This window comes from Imperialibacter roseus, assembly GCF_032999765.1.
In the GTDB taxonomy this organism is placed as follows: domain Bacteria; phylum Bacteroidota; class Bacteroidia; order Cytophagales; family Cyclobacteriaceae; genus Imperialibacter; species Imperialibacter roseus.
Genome location: NZ_CP136051.1, coordinates 2,573,035 through 2,597,335 on the forward strand (window position 1 = coordinate 2,573,035; position 24,301 = coordinate 2,597,335).

Consider the following 24,301-nt stretch of genomic DNA (forward strand, 5'->3'; position numbering starts at 1 on the left):
GTGCTCAACTCGCCTTGCAAAATGTTACATAAGGCCCTGGTAAGCTGGCTGCCATTGAAACCACATTTTTTTAGACTATTTCACTGAATAGTGAATAAAACAATTGATAATGACATGATTGTTAGGTTGTTACCATCAAAATACCGATAAATAGGGATTGCAAGGGTGTGAAAATTTACTGAAATTCATCCTCTTATCAACCACCTACTGCAATGACCGGACTTGTCGTGCTCGATGTCTTCATCAGCCTGATATTCATTTTTTTGCTTTACAGTCTTTTTGCTACCACCATTGTGGAGTCTGTCACCTCTTCTTTTGGTTCCAGGGGCAAAAACCTTCTCGCAGGTATTGACAGGATGCTTTCGGATGATGGAAGCACCAATAGGTTCAACTACACTTTTCTCAATCTCTTTATTGCTTTTCGTGGCAACGGCTTCACGGAAGCCTTCTACAAACATCCGTCTATTAAATTTCTGGCACAGAAGGGCTTAGTTAGTCTGGCAACCAGCAGGCCTTCTTACATCGCACCAGAGAGGTTCAGTGCTGCTATGGTCGACTTGTTGAGAAGTGGCGATTACGACGACGAAGGAGAAAACATCAGTGCCTCGCTCGGCATCATTCCCCGGTTTGATCTGAAAGAATTGCAAGACCGGATCGATCAGCTCGAAAGCGATATCAGTCAGTTTGACGCCAAAAAGGATTTGTTTGAATTCGAGGCCTTTTCTGAGGAGTTGGCCTACCTCAAAGGCGACCTCCAAAAAAAAGCCAATCGCAGTAGCGCCGAAATTCTCAAACCCTTTACCATCGATAAAGAAACTAACTACCAGCTGAAGTCGCTTTGGTACGATGCCGCCAATGACATTGACAAATTCAAGGTATTGATAGAGAAATGGTACAACGAGCAAATGGATCGCATTATCGGCTGGTATAAGCGTAAGGTGACTTTCGTGACCTTCCTGATAGGACTCGGCCTGGCAATTGCATTTAAAGTCGACACGATTCAAATTGCGTCGGACCTGTCGAAGAACGAAGACATGCGGGCGATGTTTGTGGCAGGGGCAACTGAGTTCCTGGCGCAGCATCCCGACGGTGTCGATGCGGAGGCTTTTACTAAGCAGAAGCAGTACATGGACTCCGTAAAAAGCGAAATTGCTAAATACAATGCTGTGTTGAGCAGCCAAAAAGAAGAAACCGACACATGGCCCGGATTTGGATACCTCATTACAGCCTTCGCTATTTCGTTGGGTGGCCCCTTTTGGTTCGACCTGCTGAATAAGCTGGTGAAAATCCGAAGCTCTCTACAAATGCCCGTGGCGGCGAGGGAAGAACCCAGGAAGGCAGATGCGGTGGAAGTTAAAGCAGTTGGGTAATGGAAAAGCTCAAAGGAACCGTTACTCACCTGGTGAATGTAAGGCTGGATAGGCCGACCGTCAGGGCAAAAAGAGCGCCTGCCTTGCCCGTCGGAACCGTGGTAGAGGTTTCGCATGCCATCAGAGGCGAGATGTACAAGGAAATCGACATTTGGTACGTGCTAGCCAACCAAACCTTTGTGTGGAGCGGCGCTGTCAACGCCAATTCCGAAGTGCCATTTATAGAGAAAAAACTAATTGTCACTGCCGATGATATTGGTGTGGTGGACGATATTGATATGGGTGCTAAAGTAGCGCTAAGGTATGGTAGGATCAACTCCATCGCCGTATTCGTTAACCGACCTGGAGATACCAAAGGCGATTACCTCAAAGCTTGGCACGACTTCCTGTGCAGCTATGAACGGGTGGGTGACAGCCGTAAGCTGTACGAAACCACCCATGTGGGGCTACATTTCACCATCACATCGGGCGAACCCGTATCAACCGGGGATGTAAGCAACCTGCTCAATGGCAAATATTTCCGCAAATACACCGACTTCGATACGGACTACGAGCGGGAGGCTTTTGTTGAACAGATCAAGGCTGAACTCGATGCGCAGTATGAGAAATTCAAGGCGGTGTTCAAGCGCAAACCTGACCATTTGACGTCGCATCACGATATACTGACATTCAATAAGCCGCTTTTTCGGCACATGCAGGAGTGGTCACAGAAAAACGACGTTCCCCTCAGAACGCACAGATTCCTGCCCTCTTCGAAGAGGTTTTGGTACGACACGCTGGTCATCACCGACATTGATCTGCCGTCGATTGATAAAATGAATGCATGGGAAGAAGAGTTTGGATCGAGAGTAGAAGGAGCTCAACATACTATTGTCGATCACTATGGGCCACTGCCACCTTTCGCTGTGATCAGCTACCTGAGCCAGGTGAAGAAAAAGCAGGGTAAGCTAGACGAATGGCTATTTGATTTTTTGGTGAGCAAAGACCACACGAGAGAGATCGTCATCCATTTGCTCAAAACCACTTTGCGGCGGCAAAGGGACCTGGTGCGCCATTACAAAGACCTGGATACTTCTTACCCGGGAGTCAATATCAAACATTTCGACGGGAGGGTGGCTGAATACCTGTCACTGGAAAAGGGTAGCCCCTGGAAGTCGGACCCAAGTTTGGCATTGAGCCCTGTGGTGGTGAGGAAGGCGTGATGACATCCCGGCGGCTGTTTTCAGAGAGGACTTTTTTGTATTTATTATATTAGGTAAGTAAATCAGCTGATCAAAATTTATGGACTTCAAGGGAAAACATACACTGTGGCTTGTTCGTGGTTTCATACTTCTGCTAGTCATTTGCTTTCAGCAGGGTGCAATGGCACAAGATAGAAAAATCGACCGGGATAAGCTCGGTAAGATCTTCAAAGCCAATTCCACACAGTTAAGAGAGGCAACGTTTCAGCAGCAAGAAACAGTGCCTGAGATCAACATTGTTGAAGAAGGTGAAATCACGCTGCGGCAAAACCAACTAAAGGCGGTTCGTTTTGGCGACAAAGTGGAAGTAGCCGGTGCCGAAGCCCGGGAGGTGCTTCAGCAGCAGGAAACAAGGCCAGTTTTCACAACCGGCGACACAACCGTATCACCAGAACAGCTGATCCCCGAAGTGTTTGTGCTGCCGGGCCAAACCGAAAGCCAGGACATCAGATACTACATCTTTTTCACCTCGGCGCTGCCGCTACAGTACGACTTTTCTCAAAATGCCTTTTTGGGCAGCATTAATTTCATTCTGTTGCCTGAGTCGGGAGGTGGCCATTTACCGACAATTGACCCTGTCTTCATTGAGCCCGCTTCTCTAGAAATAGGAGGCATCAGCCCCGGATGGATAGAGATTGATCATCTCAACCTGCCCTCATCAAGTATCAAGCTCACAGCTACCGACAACTTGAAGGATTCGGCAGAGCTGAGGCTCCGTACCCGGCTGAATCCTGAAGGATATATCACCAAAGTGGGGGTGAAGTCGCCCCTTACTATCAAAGCCCGCAAGAAGTTCGCACAGGGCTATGGCATACAGGAAGTGCCCGTTGAAGTGATATTGAAGGGAATAGGAAACGGCAGCGCAGAGATCAGGTTCTCGTTCGAAGAGGGAGCAGGCACATTGTCGGAGGAGAGTTTTGTGTTGAGCAACAACGAAACAAAAACCGTCTACATCCGCTCCCAGGGAGATGGGCCTGTGAAGCTGGCTGCCTTCTCCACCGGCTTTAGCTCCAACCTGGAGGGCTTTCAGTACGACTTTCCTTACACCTTTCTCCTTTTCACACTCATAGGTGGGCTCATTGGAGCCAGCGTTAAATACCTCAAAAGCGACAGCAAATTTTCCTGGAAATCGTTCAGTGGCGGTGTGCTGGTAGGTTTGCTGGCCGTTGGGCTTTGGTATGTGCTGGGCATCAATATCCTAAGCATCTCCCTCGACGACGTGTACAACGAAGGCTCAGTGCTCCTGATAAGTGCCGTTGGTGCCTGGGGTGTGGGGTTGAAGTGGGGGTGACTTCGTTTACCGACGCTAATCCCTTGTTCACCGACTTCTCTCCGGTCGTGGCCGTTTTGCTGTAGCCAGGGTCATTTTTCTGCCGTTACTTTCAGAAAAACTTAATCAAATGGATACACGAAACACTTCTCCGGAAAACGCCCAAAGGGCTTCACCTAAATCTAATCGCCCGCTTGCGGGAGTCATTCTGATAGTCATAGGCTCGGTGCTATTGGCCAGGCAAATGCATCTCGATGTGCCCCGCTGGATCTTCTCATGGGAAATGATCCTGATCGGCGTAGGATTGTTCATTGGTGCACGCAGGTCGTTTCAGCCTGGTGGATGGATAGTGCCTATTGTCATTGGAACCATTTTTCTTGTTCAGGATGAACTACTGGGTTATGAATATCGCCATGTTTTCTGGCCTGTCATCATTATAGGCGCTGGTCTCTATATGATCCTGAGACCAAAACAAAACCGGTGGGAGAGAGGACTTACCACGGAAAACTCTTCCGATGACTTTATCGACTCATCTGTGCTTTTCGGAGGTGTGAAAAAAAAGATAATCACTAAGAACTTTCAGGGAGGAAGAATTGACAACATTTTTGGTGGCACTGACCTGGACCTGATGCAAGCCGATTTCCAGGGTACCATCGTGATGGATTTCAGTGTCGCTTTCGGTGGCGTTAAGCTGATAGTACCGCCTCATTGGAATATCAGGAACGAGGCCACGGCCATTTTGGGAGGCATCGACGACAAGCGACCAATAGTGCAGGCCGATGACAACAGCAAAGTCCTGATATTGAAGGGCACAGTGATGTTCGGTGGACTGGATATTAAGAGCTACTAGTGATGGAATGGTACTTGTCAAAAATCGTCTTTGAGATTTGCGCAGGAGATCGGCCGCAGTTTGATGAAACGCTGCGGCTGATACAAGCCAATAGTGATGAAGAGGCTTTTCAGAAAGCACGAATGCTTGGCCGTAGTGAAGAAGATACTTTTGCCAACGTGCATAATCAAACAGTGAAGTGGAAGTTCATCGACGTTTGCGATGTGATTCCGGTCGACGAATTAAAAGATGGAGTTGAATTATTTTCGCAAATTCACGAACCGGAAGAAAGCACCGCCTATGTTCATTATGTACATCAAAAGGCGGCATTGCTCCAGCTGATGCATAACCCTGTGTTGTAACATGACCAAACCACTCGTTTCCCACACCACCATCGCCCTGAGCTACCTGGCCTGGTGGATGCTTTGGATGGCCGTTCAAACCTACGCTATGCTGCATGCTGGCTTTGACTGGGAAACGGCACTGACGGATGCTTCCATCACTCAATTGATCTATGCTGTGGCAGGTTACACCATGAACACCTCCATGCAGGCTTATCAACCGGGCAGAAGGACGGCAATATTTGTGCTTATGCGAGCAATTGTGTTAAGCGTTATTTGCCTTTTCGCTCAACAATTCATCCTTGAACAGGTCAATGCCAAAACCCCTGGCTATGAAGCGTTTCTTGGGAATACGCTGGCGGTTCGGGGTACGGTTGGCTTACTCATGATGATGCTGGTGGCGATACTTACCTGGTTTTGGGTGTATGTTACTGAAAGGACAGAAACAGAACAACGGAAAGAGGATGCCATGAAGCTTTCCCGTGAGGCAGAACTCAGCCAGCTTCGCCAGCAATTGCAGCCCCACTTTCTGTTCAACAGCCTCAATTCTATCAGCGCACTGGTAGTCACACGCCCCGAGGAAGCCCGCAGCATGATTCAGCAACTGTCAGACTTTCTGCGTGGAACGGTAAAAAAAGAAGACGGTAAGCTGGTGACGCTGGAAGAAGAGATGAAGCATTTACAGCTTTACCTCGATATCGAGAAAGTGAGGTTTGGTCATAGGCTACGAGTAGAAATTTTAAAAAATGATGATTGCATGGCCCACAAACTCCCTTCGCTGCTGTTGCAGCCTATAGTGGAGAACGCCATTAAATTCGGGCTGTATGACACGGTAGGAGAAATCACCGTTTCTGTGAAGGCCGCCATGGAGGGCACCATGCTGCAAATTGAAATAAAGAACCCTTTCGATCCTGAAACGTCAGTCACTGCCAGAGGAACTGGCTTTGGATTGTCGTCGGTAAAACGCAGACTGTACCTGCTTTATCATAGAAACGATTTGCTTCTCACCTCACAGCAGGGAGGAGAATTTACCACCACTATCAGAATTCCTCCATCGATATGATCAAAGTGATACTAATAGATGACGAGCCGCTGGCCCGCACCATGGTAAAAGAATACCTCAGCGCTTATGCCGACATTGCCATTGTTGACGAATGCAACGACGGGTTTGAAGGCGTAAAAGCGATTGCGCAACATAAGCCTGACCTTATTTTTCTCGACATTCAGATGCCAAAAATCAATGGCTTTGAAATGCTTGAGCTGGTAGAGAACCCTCCAGCGGTCATTTTCACCACTGCCTTCGACGAGTATGCCATTCAGGCTTTTGAACAACATGCCCTGGATTACCTGCTCAAGCCCTTCAGCAAAGAGCGCCTCGACAAGGCTATTCAAAAATGGAGAGGCCATCAGGGAGGTGCACAGCAGGGCACCAAAGAACTGCTCGAAAATACCTCGTTGCCCGAAGAGCGGCTGCGCATTGTGGTTAAGAAAGGCAGTAACATTGTGATTCTTCCCATTCAGACCGTGCATTATCTGGAAGCGTACGACGACTATGTGAAAATCCACACGAAAGAGGGTTTTTACCTGAAAAAGAAGACCATGGGTCACTTCGAAAAAGTGCTTGATCCTAAGCAGTTTGTGCGCATTCATCGCTCTTACCTGATGAACCTCCAGGAGCTCACCCGCATTGAGCCTGCAGAAAAAGACAGCCATCTGGCGCTTTTAAGAAGTGGTACCCGCATTCCGCTGAGCCAGAGTGGTTACGCCAAGTTGAAGGAGGTGCTGGGGATTTGAGGTGTGGAGGGCGATAGGGCAATTCAAAAACCAGATCTACCTGCGACTGCGATGGAAATAATTGTAATTGTGTATATTCAGTTAGTTGGCTGTAATTTCACGGAATGGCAAATCTAACTGGCAAATGGGAAGGCGAGTATTCAGTTAACATCGGGTCAGACGAGCAGCCTGAGGTTGAGTATCATGCTTTTACCTTAGAAATGCTGGATATAGACGGCGAACTGACCGGAACGGCACAAGATTTGACCTTATCCGACGAGCCTTCTAATATCTCAGGATTCCATGACGACGGCTTTATTAGTTTCATCAAGAAGTATAATAGACTTGTCTTTGTGGAATCTGATGAATATTTCGGAGACAATTCAATTGAGCATCCAGACATTCATTACTCCGGGACTTTCGATGAAAATGAGAACAGTTTCCAAGGAACCTGGGAGATTCACGAAGACCAAGAACGAGATGGCCTTCAGGACTCTTTTGACGATATGTACAATGTAGGGAACTGGTGGATGAAGCTAACGAACTAATGGAAGGATCTTTTGACATTATACTTGGCATCTTAATTTCGTTGATCGGACTTCTGCTGATAATCTACGGAGCCAGAAATAAGCCAGCCAAGAGTTCTTATAGCGAATCCACCAAATCCACCCATATTCAAGCCTTGATTCTCGGAATCGCCCTTCTTATCGGAGGCCTTTTATATGCTTTCTAACGCACAGAAATATCGCCAACACATGCCTATCATGCATGGGGGCTCGGTTGTAATTATGCCGCAGCAGGCTTGGATTGTCCGCCACAAAATATAAATTTATCAATTGAGTGGCTAAGTGCCAGCGGGAGCAGAACTACATTAAAAACCCCCACTCATCATGAGTCGGCCATTAATTTGCTTGAATTGCTGTTAGTCAAAACGATCAAAGCCTGATAAAGACGCAACCAGTATACAAACCAAAAACATTTACCATGCCTAAACACAGCGTAAAACTCAATTTGCCTTCCACTGAGATTGGAAGTTCCGACGTAATCATTGATGTGACTCAGGACGGTGGCAAGCTAGGTACCTTAAAAATATCAAAAGGAGGACTTGACTGGACGCCAAGGTATGCGAAAATCATCTCTCTGAACTGGACTCAATTTGACAAACTTCTTCAGGACAATACAAAGAAATAAGGAAAGACAGTCATTGCTGAATAGCCATGCCAGTGTTGCAATTCTTTGTGCCAAAGCCTAACTTCATTCGGGGCTGCGCCTGTGCATCCCGATCATTAAACACTACCTACCATGCTTTTTAAATCATTTCTCCCGCTGGCCATTGGCTGCTGGTTGTTTACCTATACTGTAGCAGCACAGTCAAATAGCGAAAATGGCAATGGCAACTTTGTCGTTGGTCCCGACTATACAATTGACCCAGCACTCACCGACCTCGGCAACCCCAAAGGAAAGTACTTCGAGTTTTCCATGCGTTTGGCCGATAGCAAGATTTTTCCAGGTACAGACGCAACGCTTGACTCGAAAAAGCCAGTAAGAGAAACACGGCAGATCTTTGTGTATGTGCCCGCTGCCTATAAAGATGGCACGAAAGCACCGATACTAGTCACCCTGGATGGCCCAAGTCGATTAGACCTTGTGCGCAACGCCCTGGACAACCTCACCATTTCAACAGATGCGACTCGCAAATTGCCCGCCTTCATTACCATCGCCGTGCAGAACGGGGGAGACGACAGCAAAGGCAGCGAGCGGGGCCTTGAGTACGATACTATGTCAGATCGCTTTGCCCGCTTTATCAACGATGAGGTGCTGCCAGCTGTACTCAGCAACCAGGCCATCAAAGCGGCCTATCCCAACATCGCCTTTACTGCTGACCCCTGGGGAAAAGCTGTGATGGGTTGCAGCTCTGGCGGTGCTGCTGCACTGACCATGGGCTGGTTCAGGCCAGACCTTTTCAGGCGACTGATCACTTATTCTGGCACCTTCGTCGATCAGCAGGACGATGATGCAGCCGAAGAGGCCACCTATCCACTAGGGGCCTGGGAGTACCATTCTGGCATGAAGCTCATCGAAACTACGGACAAGAAACCGCTCCGCATTTTTACCCATGTCTCGGAATTCGACCTGCGCTATGACGACGCCGAGGAAACCTACCACAACTGGGTAATGGCCAATAACCGCACTGCCGACGCCCTCAAAGCCAGAGGCTACGACTACCGCTATGTTTTCAGCAAAGCCACCAAGCACTGCGACACCAAAGTGTATGAGTTGACCCTGGCTAATACGCTGGTTTGGATGTGGAAGGGGTACGAGGGAGGTAGTAGGTGAACAGTAAGTGCTAAGCAGTAATCGGTGTGGGTGCGGCGTCGGACTGCGAGCTGGTTTGGGGGAAAGTGTGGAGAAAACGCTCTTCAGGCAAAGAATTTTTTAAGCCTGGAAAAACGACAGTGATATGAGAGTGACTAAAACAGTGCTTATCATTTTTTTTATGCTGGGTGCATGTATTGTCTCATGCCTGACCAGGGATGGCAGTTGTGAATCCGGTCCTCCTCACTTCAGGATAAAGGGGATAGAATCTACTAACATGAGGCTTACCACTTCGGAGCCAAACCCGTGGAGAAAAATTATCGGAAACGAGCAAGTCCTATGGGATAGCTTTTTTATAAGTTTCAATTTTCAAGCGGACTATATTGCTGCCATTGTGTCGGACTACGGCCAATCTTTAATGGCCCTTGAGTGTGCTGAGCAGGGGTATGCCGGGGACAAGATTGGGGTTGATACTATCTTTGTTCGTACGATGTATGACTACAACGACACTTATGCTGCAGGAGACACCATCAATCAAATCGTTCTGATAAAAGACTGGATCTTTTTCTACGACGATTTTGAGAAATTTGTACCCCTGTCGAACTACATCGTAGACAATCATAATGGTGTTATCGACCAGCAATTTCAGTTTAAATTGTCGGAAGCTCCTGGCAAAAGCGATTCCTTTTCCATTCAGCTATCTTTTATCCTCAACAACGGAGAGGTATTTCAACACACTACAAACCCAGTCATTTTGACGAAATAGATGTTAACTCTTCTTTCCAACCGTCTATCGCCAGTAAATTCATGACTGAAAGGAAGCAGGCCAACTATCCGGGCTCACAAGCAAAAGAGTAGGTTTGCCAGAGCAAACCGCAAAGGTTGTAGATGTGCCGTACCTACGGCACTCGCAGTAAGCCCGATTTTAGTGAGCCGGTGTTACCGGCATATCGTCCCTACGGGACTGGGCGCACAAGGCTTTTCTCGTTCTGCTAGTCAGCTAATCAACTCTTCTCTGTGGTAGCGCAGAGATGGTGAGATAGTCACGCAAAGGCGCAGGTTGGCTGAAGCAAACCGCAAAGTTCTCGATATGGCATACTTAGGGCCTTAGTGCCTTTGTGGCCAAAAGAAAGAGTTTATTCGAAAGGTCACCAAAGTACTCATACAAAGGCGCAAGTTTGCCAGAGCAAACCGCAAAGTTTTAATACGCTATGCTTCGAGCCTTAGTGCCTTTGTGGCCAAAAGGAAAAGAAAGACACACAGGGCAATATTTCGAATCCCTCTCAATACTCAATCAAGTTTACTTCGCCAAACGCATCTTATACGGTACCGCCGTCAATACCTGCATAGTTTTCGCTGTTTATTCAGTGGCATTAATACTTTAAACCATACAACCATGAACAATTCCAAAGTTGACAACTACACAAAATTTGTACTGACAGTAATAGCCCTCTGTTTAACTGTGATGACGCTTGAGCAGGTAGACCTTTTTCCAAAGGCATATGCGGGAGAATCGACCAGTCCAGCAATGATATCAGGTACAAATTATGGTCTCGTCCCTCTCAATGAAGACGGAAGCATCACGATGAAAATAAGTGCAAGTGATGAATTGGATGTAAATATTGTGGGAATAGATACCAGCGACGAGCTGGATGTAAATATTGACGAGCTAGGAGGTAGCTATGTGTCGAGCGGCGGGCCAATACCGGTAAAAATGAAATGAGCAACTTACTCCAGCAAGCTCATCCATTGGTTACAACGTACCAATCATGTCCACTTCTTCCTGCTCCACCTCTTTGAGGGTAGCCGTGTGCTTGATGATGTTTCTCCCCAGGTGGAAAATGCTCAGTGACGACAAAGCGCAGCAGGCCATTACGCCCGCCATGGGCAGGGGAGTGGGGTCGTTGAAAACACTCACCAGCACCGAAGCACCTGCCCCAATGGCCATTTGAATGGCCCCCATCAGCGCCGATGCATTGCCTGCATTGGTGTGGAAAGGCGCCATGGAGAGGGCTGAGGAATTGGGGAAGATAAAGCCCTGGCAGCATAAAAAGATAAAAACAAGGGTGGTAACACTGTAGAAGTCCGCCAGGCCAAGTAAACTCAGAGCCACCAATCCCACTCCAGCGGCGGCCTGAAAAGACAGTCCTACGCCAATGATCTGTTCACTGGAGTATTTCTTTAGCATGAGGTTGTTCAGCTGCGTGGAGCCTATTAACCCCATGGCAATAACAGCGAACACCCAGCTAAACTGACCTTCCGTTAGCTGAAATACCTCCATATACACATGAGGCGAGCCGCTAACGTAGGCATACAAGCCAGCTGCGGCTACTGCGCCCGTAAGGGCGAATGTAGTGAACTGGGTATGTCGGAATACGCTGGCAAAGTTTCGCAGGATAGGCCTGGGCATCAGCGAAAAGGAAGGATCGGGCTTTTTGCTCTCCGGCAGCAACCAGTAGATACCCACCAGAACGCCGATGGCCACAACAACAAGCGCAACAAAGACATAACGCCAGCCAAACACTGAAGTAATGAGGCCACCGGCTGTTGGTGCAATAATAGGGGAGACCGCCACCACCAGCATCAGCGACGAAAATATCTTAGCATTCTCTTTCACTTCAAACAAGTCACGCACCATAGCACGGGCAGCCACCATTCCCACACAGCCGCCCAATGCCTGAAAAAACCTACCGGCAATCAATACCTCTACCGAACCAGCCATCGCACAACCAACGGAAGCCACCAGATACAGGCTCAGTCCGAAGTAGAGGGGGTTTTTGCGGCCAAACCTCTCCAGCAGAGGGCCGTATAGTAATTGCCCGGCCGAAATACCTACGAAGAAGCTGGACAGCGATAGCATCACCTGATCCACGCTGGTGTTCAGGCCTTTGGCAATACCCGAAAAAGCTGGCAGGTACATGTCCACCGAAAAGGGGCCAATGGCGGTAAGAAGCCCCAGAATGAATATCAACGAAAGTTTACTTTTGGGACGGTGGTTGGTCATGCAGCAGTTGGGTCGAACCTTGGGGCTTCACGAGGCTCTTTGATGCCAAAGGTAGGCATGGAAATCCATTCCTGGTAAGGTTTATCCAACAACAGTTTATATGTCTGAACAATCTACAGTGGGCAGGACTTATTGATCAACTTCATCAGGATTGTTTGGGTGCCACGGGGCTATTCCTTTTTTTGCGCAAACATCCAGGCCATCAAACCAGGAGTTTCCCTTACCTGCTTCCAGATGTCGTGGCCACGGTCGGGATACTCAGTGTAGCGAGGGGAACCACCAGCATTCTTCACCGCCTGAATGATGTGCTGAGAGCCGGATACAGGCACATTGACATCAGTTCGGCCATGGAATGCCCAAACAGGAACGTCAACAATTTCTTTCGCAAAGTCAGGATCACCCTCACCAGATACTGGGATGGCGGCAGCAAACATTTCGGGCCGTGTACTGATAAAGTGCCAGGTGCCATAGCCGCCAAGCGAACTCCCCATAACGTAGCGCCTCTTTTCGTCGATGTCAAATTCCTTTTCCAGCGCTGCCATGGCTTCAAATACCAGCGAGTCGATAGCCTTATAGGCAGGTATACCTCCCCAGCTATGCATGGGAGGGCATTGGGGGACGAAAAGAAATGCCTGGTACTTTTCCCTGTTGGTATAGTCAGAAAGCATTTGCGCTGCCAATGATCCATCGAACTGTCTGGTGTTGTCCGTTCCCCATCCAGCGCCACCATGCAAGCAAACGACCATCGGATATTTCTTCCCCGGCTCGTAATCGAGAGGTTTCAGAAACCTGTACTGCAACGTTTCGCCTTTGCTGCTGGTGTAGGAGCGAAATTCGTAAGGATTTGCCATTTTTCTGGCAGCCGGGGTGGCGTGAGTGTTATAGTAGCCTTGCTTGACTAGCATGAACCCAAAAAGCAGGATGAAAAACACCCCCATAAAACTGAAGAAAGCATATATGTCTGCGATTGATTTCCTGCTCTCTGTGCTTACCTGTTCTTCTTTCAGAAGGCTGCGCTCGCCCATAAATTGCCTGATGAACAATGCCCAAACCAGCCCTCCGGCAATGGTTGTCCATTCCGCCAGCTTTTGGACAAAGATACCAGTGGAAGATTTGTTGCCCGAAAGTAATATCCAGGTGAGGGAAATGAGTAAGATCACGTTCACTATGCCCAACCCGAGGCCGACGGTCTTGAGCAAGGGCTTCTTTCGGGCATCAGAAGTCAAAAGACCTGCTGCGTGAACAAGACCAGCAAAAAGCAGCAGATAAAGAACTGGGTTATAAAAATCCTGTAATTGCCTGGCTCGTAATATGGCTGTTAAGACAATCACTTGTAGTAACACCATGATGCTGGATGCCATAGCGCCGAAGAAAGCCAGCCGGTACTGATTTTGGTGATAGTATTTCAAGAGGAACAGGGAGGGAAGCAGGTAAATCGCACACGTAACAAGCAGCCAGCTACCAAACGACGGCAGCCAGAACATTTGGTAGCCCACCCACATTTGAACAACTGTTTGGAGTGTGTTAGCGACAATGTATAGGCCAATAAGAAAGCTTCCAAAAAAATAGAAATCTCGGTTGATGGGAAAAGCTTTCATGGTGGTAAGTGTTTAATGGCCAGTGAATTCAATGAAATATACGAAAGATAACGGTAATGTTTCGTTCAAATTATGTTCACTCAACAGGAGCATCCTGCCTCCAATGGGCATTCAAACATCTCCACATCAGGGTTAGGTGGTGGCAAAATTTTACGTTTCATTGTTACCTTCTCCATTAATCGCAGTTATGCCATCAATGTCGTTTAGTTAAGAGCATTTTGCCCTTAATCCCTAAAGGGGCCTACTAATGGTCATTGTATCGCCCTTTAGGGCCAGGGATAAAAATGGAATTGGGCGACGGAACCTCTTAACTAAACGACATTGGTTATATCACCATGAAATCACTGAATTCATGCGCATCACTATTAAGATTGCTTTTAGGATTTAAATATTTTAATTACATTTAGTATTAAAATAAAAATCATGGGCAAGTATTCAATAGGGGAGTTCGAGGAAATTGTGTTGTTGACCGTGGCGGTGCTTTACGGCAACGCCTACGGTATCACCATCAAAGAAGAAATAGAAACAAGGCTCAGGCGGTCGGTGAGTGTGGGTGCCATGCGCATTGCCCTTAAGCGGCTTGAGAAGAAAGGCTTTCTGACATCCGAGTTTGGCGAGGCCACTGCCGTAAGGGGCGGGAAGAGAAAACGTTTTTTCAAAGTAACCCCCTTTGGGAAGAAGGCGCTTGAAGAGGCCATGGCGGCTCGTCAGCAACTTTGGGAGGCCATTCCGGCAGTCGCCTTCGACTTTAAGTTTATATGAGCAACAAACCTATAGAAAAGTCCATTCCATCGCCGCCCAAGTGGCTACTGACGTTTCTTCGCTGGTTCTGCGATCCGGATCTACTGGAAGACGTGGAAGGCGACCTGACTGAATTATTCGAGCGGCGGGCGGAAAGCAGTTCAACCCGGGCACGGTGGCTATTTGCGTTGGATGTATTAAAGCTCCTCCGGCCAGGTATCGTCAAAAACGTTGCATTTGTCACAACTCAAAATAACAACGCTATGCTATTCAATCACATTAAAATGGCGATTCGCCATGCGCTGAGGTACAAAGGGTACACTGTGCTCAATCTTTTCGGGCTCATTGTGGGGCTTACGTCGAGTATGCTTATTCTACTATGGGTCAACGATGAGGTAGAAAAGGACCAGTTTCATGTAAACGCCGACCGCATCTATCAGGTATGGCGCAATATGTACCAGGCCAACGGTGAGGTTATCACCACCGGAAGCATTCCCGGCCCTTTGGGAGATGCGCTGGCCAACAATTACCCAGAAGTGGATGAAGTAACCTACTACAGCTGGGAGCTGGAGCTTTTGTTTCGCCTCGACGAAAACGTGTCTTATGAAAAGGGGAGGTATGTGTCACCCGAATTCTTCAGCATTTTTAGTTTTCCTTTTGCCGCAGGTGATCCGGCGAGCGCTTTGAAAGACCCGCATTCGGTTGTAATCTCCGAAAAACTCGCTAAAAAGTATTTTGGAGAAAGCTGGAAAACAGCTGCATTAAGTAAGGTGATTAAAATAGATGAAAGTCAGGAGTTTACAGTGTCTGGCATTTTTGAAGACATCGGTAGTCAGTCTTCAATGACTTTTGATTTTGTGCTCCCTGCCCACGAGTACATCGCCCGTAACGAGTGGATCAAGAGCTGGTTCAATGGCGGTTTTAGTATCTACTTTACAGTGAAGCCTGGCGCCGATCTGGCCGCCGTGCAGCAAAGGATAGAGCAGGAGATCAACAAAAATACAGACAATGCAGCTGATGAGCGGCTCATGGTGCTGAAGGCCACAGACACCTACCTGCATTCCAATTTCAAAAACGGCGTGCCCTCCGGTGGACGGGTTCAATATGTGAGAATACTTACGATCATCGCTATTTTTCTACTAGTGATTTCCTGCATCAACTTCATGAACCTTGCTACAGCCAGGGCCAGCCGGAGAACGAAAGAAATTGGCGTTAGAAAGGTGCTTGGCGCCCAAAGGCGCACGCTGGGGCAGCAGTTTATGGTAGAATCATTCATGATCACCATTGTAGCAGCATTGCTTTCCATAGGATGTGTGCTGCTCATCATCCCTTACTTCAACGGCCTTACGGACAAACAGCTCTACCTTGATTTTACAGACGCAAGGTTTTGGATGGGGATATTCGCTTTGATTGCTGTTACCGGCTTGCTTTCCGGGAGTTACCCTGCTTTGCTATTGCCCTCCTTCAAAGTGACTAACTCGCTGAAAGGAGCAGTCCGGCAGTCTGCCTCAAGCATCTATTTCAGAAACGGCCTTGTCGTTTTCCAGTTTGCTTTGTCCATTATTCTGATCATTGGAAGCCTGGTGGTCGCCCGGCAGATGAATTTTGTGCTCCACAAAAACCTGGGCCTCGACAAAGAAAACATGGCATACTTGTACATGCCGCAGGACCTGGCCAACCGAAGGGACGTATACAGAACCGAGTTGCTCAATATACCCGAGGTAAAGGAAGTGTCTTTTGCCAGCGGCAATCCACTGCAATACGGCCGCTCAACAGGCAGCTCGCAGTGGGACGGCAAAGATCCCAATGCAGAAATAGAAGTCAATGTATTGATGGTGGATTTGGGTTTTTTCTCTTCCATGGGAATGGAGATAGTTGACGGTCGTGATTTCTCGAAGGACTTCGCCTCGGACACTGCCAATTATATCATCAACGAAGTAATGGCCGACATCATGGGTTTCAACGAGCCACTGGGTCAAAACCTGTCTATTTGGGGTAGCAAAGGCAAAGTGATCGGCATCGTGAAAAACTTTCACATGCAAAGCCTGTATGAGCCGATTGCGCCTGTTATTGTTACCTACAATCCTTCGTACACCTCGGTAGCACTCATCAGACTTCAAAACGACATACCCAAGGCCATAGCAGGTATTGAAAAGGTAACAACGGCCCTTAGCCCTGCTTTTCCCTTTCAGTATGAGTTCATGGACACCAGCTATGCCGCATCCTACCGCACTGAAATGTCGCTCAGCGCTCTGGTGAACATTTTTGCCATCGTATCGATCTTTATTTCCTGCCTGGGGCTGTTTGGACTGTCGTCCTTTTCAGCCGACCTGCGTTCCAAGGAAATTGGCATCAGAAAAGTGCATGGTGCCAGTGTAGCAGGGTTAGTCATGCTACTTTCGAGAGACTACGCCAGACTGATGATTGTCGCCTTTGTGCTGGCGGCACCGGTGGCCTGGTATTATATGCAGGAGTGGCTCAACGGTTTTGCCTTTAGAACTGACCTAACGTTGACCGCTTTTCTGCTGGCTGGGCTCACTGCATTCGTAGTAGGTGCTCTGACAGTGAGCGTGAAGTCGTATCAGGCAGCGAGTGTGAATCCGACGAGAACGCTGAAGGATGAATGAATCGTACTGCATAAGGCTCGGCAAATCGGCTCGCTACTCTATTGCAACGGAATACTGCATGATTTGCGACAATTAGCTGTCCTAATCCGAATATTGTCTTTAGGCACCATTTACCTTAACTTCAATAAGATGGAAAGGAACTTAACAAAATTCATACTCTTCTGCGCTAGCTTGTTGGCAAGCTGCCAGCAGAGCTATGAAATCCAGGACATTGAAGGCCTCTGGCAACTGGAAACCTACGAGCAAGATGCTTTGGCAAAATCGTTTAGTCCTGTCTTTTTGGAAATCAATGACAATAGAAGTTTTGCCGTTTCAAGGGTAAAAGGAGACCTGACTGGGGTGTACAAACTACAATCAGACAAGCTGGAGATGTACAGTACGGACGTGGAGTGGTTCAACTCCACCTGGTCGGTATTTAGGTACAAAGATCTTCTTAAGCTGAAAGGGAAAGATGACAGAGCCCGAAATGTGACTTTGTCCTTTACCCGAATCACCGAGGTGCCTGGCTTCGAAGAATTCGAGCAAACCATTGTAGGGGAGTGGGAGCTTTACAAAATAAGGAACGGGAACAAGGTGGAAAGACTACACCAGACAGTCTTCAGTATCGACGAGAGCGGGAACTATTCAATTGTTGCTGCGGGTGACATCCAGGAAAGTGGCGTGGCAGTCATCAACACAAGGCACCGGAAAATCATTTTTGAAAATGACCAGACGGAGTGGAAAGCGTGGTTGTATGGCAGAGAGCTACGGCTTACTAATGAAAAGACGGGAGTTGAGTATAGCTTGAGAAGGAGGGAGCTGAGTTTGAATTAGTTGTTCAATGCCCCATCATCTACCCAGCACGCTATCATGTCTATTTCGGCGGCTGTGAGGGTTCCGTTTCTCGGCATGTCTCCCGACTGCGTGCGTGACTTGATGTCGGATGGGTTGAGCTTAATATTATCAAAATTACTGTAGTCGATATTTCCCGAGCCGTCGTGGCAACCACTAATGGCGCAATTGGCCTCAATAATTGGTTTGATGGAGGCTGCAAAGCTTATGCCGGAATAGATTTGAACGTCCAGGGTATTGGTGCACCCCCCGGAATCTTCTACCCCCACAATATACTTCCCCGGACCAACGCCACCAAAGATTCCACTGGCCTGAAAAGCACCTCCATCGAGCTGGTAGCGGTAGTCTCCAAAACCGCCGGACGCTTCAACTTCGACTACACCCGCTGAAGCGCCACAAGAAGTATCCGTCGAACCAAGTAAAGTCAGTGTTAGCCCGGATCCGGTACAGTCTTTATCGATCAAATCAGCTTCCTGACCACAGGAGGTCACGGTGAGTAGCAAAAGCAACAAAACAAATTTAGTTAAGTGATTGGCATCCATTCCTGCAAAACAGGAATACCATGAAATTGTTTCGCTAGCGGGCGGTCAGGTAAAAAAAAGATTTGTAGAGCTAGTTAAATAGTGCTCCGTCATCTACCCAGCAGGCTATTTGCTCAATTTCGTCATTTGTTAAACTGCCAACCTTAGGCATCACTCGTGCCTGGGTGAGCCCCTTGATGTCAGCCGCTGATTTTTTGATGTTGGCAAACACCTTAAAGCTGATGCTACCCGAACCATCATGACAAGTGTTGATGATACAGCTATTCTCGATGATAGGCTGTATCGATTCTTTGAAAGAAATTCCAGATGAGATATGCACCGTCACAGCTCTGCGACAGTACAATGAGTCCATCACGGAGACTGAGTAAATACCAGGTCTCAAGCTATGAAACACACCCGTTTTCTGTGCTGGTCCGTCATTTAAGAAAAATGTTTTATCGCCCAAACCACCAGATGAAAATACTTCGATCTGCCCATTTGGAATGCCGCAATCTGTGGACGTTACATTAATAATGGATATGGCCAACCCTGACCTTTCACAATCTGAAGTGGCAGGATCCAGAGGATCCAGGCAACCGCCTGTGGCAACAAGCAAAAGCATGATAAAGAACTGACCGAATTGCTTTCTCATTATTCAATCAATTTAAATGAATTTCTATTGACCCCCAAAAGAAAAAAGTCCCCGACTATCATCGGGGACTTTCTACTATCTATTTGATTTATGGTTTATTGAAATCAATTCACATCCCACCAAACTCTTGTGGTTGGCTGGTCAGGCAAAGTAGCTCCGGCACTTATATTTTCCGAATTAACAGCTACTTCGTGTGTTGGAAGCCTCAGTTTGACTGGAATAGTGCCTCCAGTCACATTACCTTGATAGTTGACAGGAACTAACACTGGAAATCCAGTTCTTCTCCAATCAGACCATGCTTCCCACCAGTTGAAAAATTTACTCACCCACATTTGGTTACCAATCATTTCAAGACCGGCTGCACCACCAGTGTAGGGGTGGGCGGCAAGATAGGCGTCCACCTGGGCATCAGTAACAGAAAGAGCCTCTTCAACGTCTGGGTCACCCTGTGCATAAGGAGTGTACATTTGCATAGCAGCACGAACACCAGCATTGTAATGAGCAGCAGCACCCGTTACGCCACCTATTCCACGCTCAGCTGCTTCAGCAAGTAGGAACTCTACTTCGGCATAATTCATCAGCATGTACGGATCGTTATCGTCAAGCAGAGCAACATTAATGGAAGAGAAAACAGAACTAGGGCTCAATGTAGGGTCACCAAACTTCTCGCCAATATAAGCACCTATGGTACCTCCATCTTGTCCGTTTGGCATACCTTCCTGAACTAGCGGATCCTTGTCTCCGCCTACGCCATCGGTAAAGATGAGAAGCCTTGGATCATCATCTGCTGTGCTGGCAGCATTTGCCCCCTTGAGCATGTCAATAAAAGTCTTGCTCAGGATGGATGGTTGCCCACCGTCACCCGAAGCAAATGCTCTCGAAATACCGTTCTGGTTAGTCCACTCACTTGGGCCTAAGTCCATTGGTACCCATGTGTTGTCGTCGTTGCTCGTGAAAACGCCACCAGAAACAGCCTTGCTTACATACGTGGCTGCAGTGGTCGCATCCGCATTAGAGATACGCATGGCCAACCGAAGCATCAGAGAGTAACCCCACTTCTTCCATTTGGTAACGTCACCGTTATAGTACAAATCAGCCGCAGCAAAGCCCTCGTCAGGATTGGAAGCACTCAAAGCAGCCGTTGCTTCATCCAATTCCTTCAACAAGTCCATATAGATGGTTTGCTGATCGTCGTACTCAGGAAGGAAAGTACCCTGTATTCCTCTTAATGCGTCGGTATAAGGAATATTACCATAATAATCGGTAAGTCTGTGGAAATTAAACGCACGAAGGATTCTAGCGGCTTCACGCATGTTCTTTCTCTGACCTGCCTCAAACCCGTCAGGGCCGGTTTGTCTGAGAACCTCAGCAAGGTTCTTCAACTGATCACCATAGATAAACTCCCATGGTGCGTTGTAGGATTCAACGTTGTCAGTGTATTTGTCACCGGGAGCTATACCGCCACTAACGTTGGCCAGCTGCTGAATAGCATGGGCACACAGGCCAATGTTTGTTCTCCAGTCAATATAGCGGTTGTCTCCAGCTGAGCCACCCGCTGCAGTACCAAGCTGAGCCGCCGTAAACAAATAATTCATGTTTACCTGATTAAGGGCCTGGGGGTTGATATTCAACTCATGCAATTCATCCGTATCGCAACTTGCCGTGAATACAAATATTGCGGCAGAGGCGATGATGATCTTATTTATTTTATTTCTAACGTATTTCATTTCTTAGCTATTTAATGGTTAGAATCCTACTCTTAAGTTGACACCGTAGCTACGAGTAGTAGGCATCGCAAAATACTCAAGGCCCTGTGCACCAGCATTAGCTGAATAGGCAGATTCAGGATCTACGTTGTCGATATTCTTGAAAAGAATAGCGAGGTTTCTTCCCACAAAAGAAAGTGACACATTTTGGAAGGGAGTATTCTCAAGCATAGTTCTTGGCAAGCTGTAGCCCAAAGTCAATTGTCTCAACTTCATAAAAGAAGCGTCGTACAGGAACATGCTGGAGATGGCAGTGCTTTCGCCACCCACTGAACCCCAATAGCTGTTTGCTTCATGTGGAGTAAGGTCTCTGTCAACAGGGGTGAATGTACCATCACCGTTGTCTGTAACACCCTTGATATGTAGTGGTTTTTCACCCTCACGTCCGATAAGTGATTGCTGATGCAATCCCCACTGGGTCAAACGGTTGTTTGTTCCAGAGAAGATATCTCCGCCAAGCTTGATGTCAATCAACATGCTTAGGTTAACACCTTTCCAGGAAACAGAGTTGTTGATACCACCTGTCCAGTCAGCCAAACCATTGCCAATAGGAACGTAAGTGGTTGATGCCAATGGTCTGCCATCCGGAAGGAAAATAGGGTCTCCATTAGGGCTCATCTGCTGTACCCGGCCAGTGATGGTACCAAAGGGCTGGCCTACAATGTGCTTAATGAATACGTTTCTGGTACGTGGCTCTTCCAGCGTGAACTCAGTCACTCCATCTACAAGGTTTATCACTTTGTTGACGTTTTTAGCCAGGTTCACAGAAATGTCCCAGGTCACTTCGCCTCTTACGGGTGTACCAGTCAAAAGAAGCTCAACACCCTTGTTCTGCAACTCACCAACGTTTACGTTAGTTGAACCAAAACCAGATGCTCTGGAGATGGTTACGCCCAAAATATCATCGGTTGTTGTTTGATGATAGTAGGCAAAGTCAACGCCAAATCTGTTGTCGAAGAACTTGGTATCGAAGCCTATTTCAAATTCAGTAGAAAGTGCCGGCTGCAACTGAGGGTTAGGAATATTTCCGTTGTTTCCACCTGCTGAAGAGAACGTTCCCATCGTACGCCCTAAGTGAGAGTTACCATTCAATGAATATGTTAGGTTCGCCGCATAAGGGTTGATATTTACGATACCCACTTGTGCCCACGAAGCTCTTGCTTTACCAAAGCTCAACCAGCTAGGCAGGCCTGTGAATGCGTCAGAGAATACAAAGCTAGCACCTACTGACGGATACAAAATGCTATTGTACTCAGGATTCAATACAGAGAACCAGTCGTTTCTGGCAGTAGCAGTTAAGAATAAGTAACCGTTATAACCGATCTCAGCTGAACCGAACATAGAATTGATGCCAGATTCAGAGAAGCCATAACCGTAGTTTCTGGTTGCGGCGTTGTTGATCGCAGGGAAGAAGTCCACGTTAAAGCCATTGCCATTGGCTGCGATTCTTTCACTCGACCTGCGCATCACGTTACCACCAACGAATGCATTGACACTAAACTGGCTGAAAGTTTTGTTTCCGCCCAATATCCACTGAGTGTTGGTTTCACGCACACGATCCTCGCCTTCAGACATGGATCCGCCCAGCTGGTAGCCTGTTCCCTGAGGAGTCAAAGACTTGTCTCTTCTTGTGTACCAGTCCATCTGGATACTTCCTGAAGCATACAACCAATCGGTAATGTCATAACGCACCTCACCAGAACCGATCAAACGGTCTCTTGTATCGTCGTTGATGAACTGTTCAGTAGCCCAGTAAGGGTTCTGTCCCCAGTTGTTAGCTGCAGGTAGCAACTCCTGACCTGGTCTTCTGGCATTGGCATCGCTTCCTTGTCCGTAAATTATCAACTGTTCCTGAGTTGTGCCTTCGGGAATAGCCCCAAGCTTGTTAGGGTCGCCTTTGTACGTTTCTACATTGACGTTGCCTGGTGTTCTCCAAATGGACTGAACGGCATTTCCTGGCGAATCGGACAGCACCGGACGGTTATGCGCAGTTTCATGGGTATACATCATTTTTGATGTCACAGTTAACTTGTCTGCAAACCTTGAGCTTGTAGACAATGTAAGGTTAGTTCTGTCGTACCCGGAATTAGGGATGATACTATTACTTCTCAGGTCAGCCGCTGACAATCTGAAAGTTTGCTTGTCACTTCCACCACTGATAGACACACTATTGGTAAGAGCATTACCTGTTTGATAGAAGCGCTTCCAGTTGTCACCCTGATAGGAGTAGGGACGAGCCACACCATCGAACTGTAAAACCTGGCTACCATCAAATTTAGGTCCCCAGGCCACATTGCCCCACCCAAATGCCTCACGGGCATCTCTCGGCTTTGTGGCAACTCCATTACGAATACCATCATTGGACTGATCAACATAGTTGCCAGTGCCATACTCTTTCTGAAGGTCGCTCAGGTTGATAGCAGTTTCCGCCACATAGTTTGAGTTGAATTCAATACCAAGACCTTTTCTTTTGGTGCCTTTTTTGGTTACAACGTTGATAACACCGTTACCAGCACGTGAGCCATAAAGGGCAGCGGCGCTGGCGCCTTTTAGCACTGTGATAGACTCGATGTCGTCAGGGTTGATACTGGTAAGACCATCTCCTTCGTCACGACCACCCCAAAGACCAGCCTGACCGAAGCCAGAGTTGTCCATAGGCACACCGTCGATTACATACAAAGGCTGGTTTTGTCCGCCCAGCGTTTTGTTACCACGAATAACGATACGTGAAGAACCGGCAGGACCACCAGAAATTTTGCTAACGTTTACACCAGCAATTCTTCCTGAAAGGGCATTACCAAGGTTGTTTTCACGTGCTTGAGTGAAGTTGTCACCTGACACAGTGGTCACAGATGACTGAAGTGCTTTCACACTTCTTTCTACCCCAAGGGCAGTCACAACAACTTCGCTAAGCTGGGTCACGTCTTCTGCCAGGGTAATATCCAGCACTGAGCGGCTTCCAACTGTTACTTCCTGTGCTGAGTATCCAATGAAGGAATACACAAGAACAGTGTTGTTGTCAGGAACGGCGATTTTGTACTCGCCATCCGCATTGGTAGTGGTACCGGTAGCAGTCCCTTTGATAATTACGTTGACACCGGGAAAACCTGTGCCATTAGGGTCAACTACTTTACCACTTACTGTTCTTTGCTGAGCGAATGCTGTTGAGCACGCCAGAAAGAAGAGCAGCGATAAGCTAATAAGTAGGTAATTGTTTTTCATAACATGAATGAATTGGTTTAAAATGATTTAACCAGTGTTTATAGTATACACCGGGTGTGCAGGTGGTCATGAACTGAGTCCTCCACATTTGGGGTTTAAGAATTTTGCTTTACGGGTTAATTTCATAGGCATAATTATTTAAGCTTTACGAGGTTATAGTACAAGATAGTATAAATATTAGATTTTTCGAAGGGCCATG

General features: G+C 47.5%; 21 protein-coding genes. 15 read left to right on the forward strand and 6 right to left on the reverse strand.

Annotated elements, in window-relative coordinates; all coding sequences use genetic code 11:
* Window positions 1–212 precede the first annotated feature (212 nt).
* The 12 genes from RT717_RS10695 (at window position 213) to RT717_RS10750 (ending at window position 10,863) form a co-directional block, all read left to right on the forward strand.
* Complete coding sequence (locus RT717_RS10695; protein WP_317491725.1) at window positions 213–1,370, forward strand: hypothetical protein; 1,158 nt, start codon at window positions 213–215, stop codon at window positions 1,368–1,370.
* Window positions 1,370–2,572 carry a ChbG/HpnK family deacetylase gene (locus RT717_RS10700; RefSeq protein WP_317491726.1) on the forward strand — a complete coding sequence of 401 codons (1,203 nt, stop codon included), beginning with the start codon at window positions 1,370–1,372 and terminating at the stop codon, window positions 2,570–2,572. Before RT717_RS10695 ends, RT717_RS10700 begins: the two co-directional genes overlap by 1 nt.
* Before the next feature lie 160 nt (window positions 2,573–2,732).
* A complete protein-coding gene (locus tag RT717_RS10705) occupies window positions 2,733–3,902 on the forward strand; it encodes a hypothetical protein (RefSeq protein WP_317491727.1) in 1,170 nt (389 codons plus the stop codon).
* A 109-nt stretch (window positions 3,903–4,011) separates the two neighbouring features.
* Entirely contained in the window at window positions 4,012–4,731 is a 720-nt protein-coding gene (locus RT717_RS10710) for a LiaF transmembrane domain-containing protein (RefSeq protein ID WP_317491728.1), read from the forward strand.
* Between the two features lie 2 nt (window positions 4,732–4,733).
* Window positions 4,734–5,072: a DUF4288 domain-containing protein gene (locus tag RT717_RS10715; protein WP_151996651.1), complete on the forward strand. Its 339-nt coding sequence runs from the start codon at window positions 4,734–4,736 to the stop codon at window positions 5,070–5,072.
* A 1-nt stretch (window position 5,073) separates the two neighbouring features.
* Complete coding sequence (locus RT717_RS10720; protein ID WP_317491729.1) at window positions 5,074–6,114, forward strand: sensor histidine kinase; 1,041 nt, start codon at window positions 5,074–5,076, stop codon at window positions 6,112–6,114.
* A complete protein-coding gene (locus RT717_RS10725) occupies window positions 6,111–6,845 on the forward strand; it encodes a LytR/AlgR family response regulator transcription factor (protein ID WP_317491730.1) in 735 nt (244 codons plus the stop codon). The genes RT717_RS10720 and RT717_RS10725 overlap by 4 nt, the downstream gene beginning before the upstream one ends.
* A gap of 104 nt (window positions 6,846–6,949) precedes the next feature.
* On the forward strand, window positions 6,950–7,372 hold the full coding sequence (locus RT717_RS10730) for a hypothetical protein (RefSeq protein WP_317491731.1): 423 nt from the start codon (window positions 6,950–6,952) through the stop codon (window positions 7,370–7,372).
* Between the two features lie 436 nt (window positions 7,373–7,808).
* A complete protein-coding gene (locus RT717_RS10735; protein WP_151996645.1) occupies window positions 7,809–8,015 on the forward strand; it encodes a hypothetical protein in 207 nt (68 codons plus the stop codon).
* Between the two features lie 111 nt (window positions 8,016–8,126).
* Entirely contained in the window at window positions 8,127–9,161 is a 1,035-nt protein-coding gene (locus RT717_RS10740; protein ID WP_317491732.1) for an alpha/beta hydrolase, read from the forward strand.
* A 124-nt stretch (window positions 9,162–9,285) separates the two neighbouring features.
* Window positions 9,286–9,906 (forward strand): hypothetical protein, encoded by a 621-nt coding sequence (locus RT717_RS10745; protein ID WP_317491733.1) that lies wholly within the window; start codon window positions 9,286–9,288, stop codon window positions 9,904–9,906.
* Window positions 9,907–10,536: 630 nt separating this feature from the next.
* Window positions 10,537–10,863 (forward strand): hypothetical protein, encoded by a 327-nt coding sequence (locus tag RT717_RS10750; RefSeq protein WP_317491734.1) that lies wholly within the window; start codon window positions 10,537–10,539, stop codon window positions 10,861–10,863.
* 30 nt (window positions 10,864–10,893) lie between these two features.
* On the opposite strand, the gene RT717_RS10755 is transcribed toward RT717_RS10750, so the two are convergent.
* Both RT717_RS10755 and RT717_RS10760 read right to left on the reverse strand, forming a co-directional pair.
* On the reverse strand, window positions 10,894–12,144 hold the full coding sequence (locus RT717_RS10755; protein ID WP_317491735.1) for a multidrug effflux MFS transporter: 1,251 nt from the start codon (window positions 12,142–12,144) through the stop codon (window positions 10,894–10,896).
* A gap of 170 nt (window positions 12,145–12,314) precedes the next feature.
* Window positions 12,315–13,742 (reverse strand): carboxylesterase family protein, encoded by a 1,428-nt coding sequence (locus RT717_RS10760; RefSeq protein WP_317491736.1) that lies wholly within the window; start codon window positions 13,740–13,742, stop codon window positions 12,315–12,317.
* Between the two features lie 423 nt (window positions 13,743–14,165).
* Between RT717_RS10760 and RT717_RS10765 the strand changes: the two genes are divergently transcribed.
* From RT717_RS10765 to RT717_RS10775, 3 genes are all read left to right on the forward strand, one after another.
* Entirely contained in the window at window positions 14,166–14,504 is a 339-nt protein-coding gene (locus RT717_RS10765; RefSeq protein WP_317491737.1) for a PadR family transcriptional regulator, read from the forward strand.
* Complete coding sequence (locus RT717_RS10770) at window positions 14,501–17,110, forward strand: ABC transporter permease (RefSeq protein WP_317491738.1); 2,610 nt, start codon at window positions 14,501–14,503, stop codon at window positions 17,108–17,110. The genes RT717_RS10765 and RT717_RS10770 overlap by 4 nt, the downstream gene beginning before the upstream one ends.
* A 129-nt stretch (window positions 17,111–17,239) precedes the next feature.
* Window positions 17,240–17,923 carry a hypothetical protein gene (locus RT717_RS10775; RefSeq protein ID WP_317491739.1) on the forward strand — a complete coding sequence of 228 codons (684 nt, stop codon included), beginning with the start codon at window positions 17,240–17,242 and terminating at the stop codon, window positions 17,921–17,923.
* Here RT717_RS10775 and RT717_RS10780 read toward each other — a convergent pair.
* The 4 genes from RT717_RS10780 to RT717_RS10795 form a co-directional block, all read right to left on the reverse strand.
* Complete coding sequence (locus RT717_RS10780) at window positions 17,920–18,453, reverse strand: hypothetical protein (RefSeq protein WP_317491740.1); 534 nt, start codon at window positions 18,451–18,453, stop codon at window positions 17,920–17,922. The two genes, RT717_RS10775 and RT717_RS10780, sit on opposite strands and share 4 nt — an antisense overlap.
* A 100-nt stretch (window positions 18,454–18,553) precedes the next feature.
* A complete protein-coding gene (locus RT717_RS10785) occupies window positions 18,554–19,114 on the reverse strand; it encodes a hypothetical protein (protein ID WP_317491741.1) in 561 nt (186 codons plus the stop codon).
* Window positions 19,115–19,218: 104 nt separating this feature from the next.
* Window positions 19,219–20,841, reverse strand: coding sequence for a SusD/RagB family nutrient-binding outer membrane lipoprotein (locus RT717_RS10790; protein ID WP_317491742.1), 1,623 nt, complete (start codon window positions 20,839–20,841; stop codon window positions 19,219–19,221).
* Window positions 20,842–20,859: 18 nt separating this feature from the next.
* Window positions 20,860–24,102, reverse strand: coding sequence for a SusC/RagA family TonB-linked outer membrane protein (locus tag RT717_RS10795; protein WP_317491743.1), 3,243 nt, complete (start codon window positions 24,100–24,102; stop codon window positions 20,860–20,862).
* Window positions 24,103–24,301: the final 199 nt, after the last annotated feature.

What these genes read in the sequence shown, in the direction of transcription:
- RT717_RS10785 (WP_317491741.1), bottom strand. Translation starts at nt 19,114, where the DNA reads ATGAGAAAGCAATTCGGTCAGTTCTTTATCATGCTTTTGCTTGTTGCC.
- RT717_RS10700 (WP_317491726.1), top strand. Translation starts at nt 1,370, where the DNA reads ATGGAAAAGCTCAAAGGAACCGTTACTCACCTGGTGAATGTAAGGCTG.
- RT717_RS10755 (WP_317491735.1), bottom strand. Translation starts at nt 12,144, where the DNA reads ATGACCAACCACCGTCCCAAAAGTAAACTTTCGTTGATATTCATTCTG.
- RT717_RS10725 (WP_317491730.1), top strand. Translation starts at nt 6,111, where the DNA reads ATGATCAAAGTGATACTAATAGATGACGAGCCGCTGGCCCGCACCATG.
- RT717_RS10770 (WP_317491738.1), top strand. Translation starts at nt 14,501, where the DNA reads ATGAGCAACAAACCTATAGAAAAGTCCATTCCATCGCCGCCCAAGTGG.
- RT717_RS10705 (WP_317491727.1), top strand. Translation starts at nt 2,733, where the DNA reads ATGGCACAAGATAGAAAAATCGACCGGGATAAGCTCGGTAAGATCTTC.
- RT717_RS10710 (WP_317491728.1), top strand. Translation starts at nt 4,012, where the DNA reads ATGGATACACGAAACACTTCTCCGGAAAACGCCCAAAGGGCTTCACCT.
- RT717_RS10765 (WP_317491737.1), top strand. Translation starts at nt 14,166, where the DNA reads ATGGGCAAGTATTCAATAGGGGAGTTCGAGGAAATTGTGTTGTTGACC.
- RT717_RS10695 (WP_317491725.1), top strand. Translation starts at nt 213, where the DNA reads ATGACCGGACTTGTCGTGCTCGATGTCTTCATCAGCCTGATATTCATT.
- RT717_RS10790 (WP_317491742.1), bottom strand. Translation starts at nt 20,841, where the DNA reads ATGAAATACGTTAGAAATAAAATAAATAAGATCATCATCGCCTCTGCC.
- RT717_RS10720 (WP_317491729.1), top strand. Translation starts at nt 5,074, where the DNA reads ATGACCAAACCACTCGTTTCCCACACCACCATCGCCCTGAGCTACCTG.
- RT717_RS10750 (WP_317491734.1), top strand. Translation starts at nt 10,537, where the DNA reads ATGAACAATTCCAAAGTTGACAACTACACAAAATTTGTACTGACAGTA.
- RT717_RS10740 (WP_317491732.1), top strand. Translation starts at nt 8,127, where the DNA reads ATGCTTTTTAAATCATTTCTCCCGCTGGCCATTGGCTGCTGGTTGTTT.
- RT717_RS10795 (WP_317491743.1), bottom strand. Translation starts at nt 24,102, where the DNA reads ATGAAAAACAATTACCTACTTATTAGCTTATCGCTGCTCTTCTTTCTG.
- RT717_RS10735 (WP_151996645.1), top strand. Translation starts at nt 7,809, where the DNA reads ATGCCTAAACACAGCGTAAAACTCAATTTGCCTTCCACTGAGATTGGA.
- RT717_RS10775 (WP_317491739.1), top strand. Translation starts at nt 17,240, where the DNA reads ATGGAAAGGAACTTAACAAAATTCATACTCTTCTGCGCTAGCTTGTTG.
- RT717_RS10745 (WP_317491733.1), top strand. Translation starts at nt 9,286, where the DNA reads ATGAGAGTGACTAAAACAGTGCTTATCATTTTTTTTATGCTGGGTGCA.
- RT717_RS10715 (WP_151996651.1), top strand. Translation starts at nt 4,734, where the DNA reads ATGGAATGGTACTTGTCAAAAATCGTCTTTGAGATTTGCGCAGGAGAT.
- RT717_RS10730 (WP_317491731.1), top strand. Translation starts at nt 6,950, where the DNA reads ATGGCAAATCTAACTGGCAAATGGGAAGGCGAGTATTCAGTTAACATC.
- RT717_RS10760 (WP_317491736.1), bottom strand. Translation starts at nt 13,742, where the DNA reads ATGAAAGCTTTTCCCATCAACCGAGATTTCTATTTTTTTGGAAGCTTT.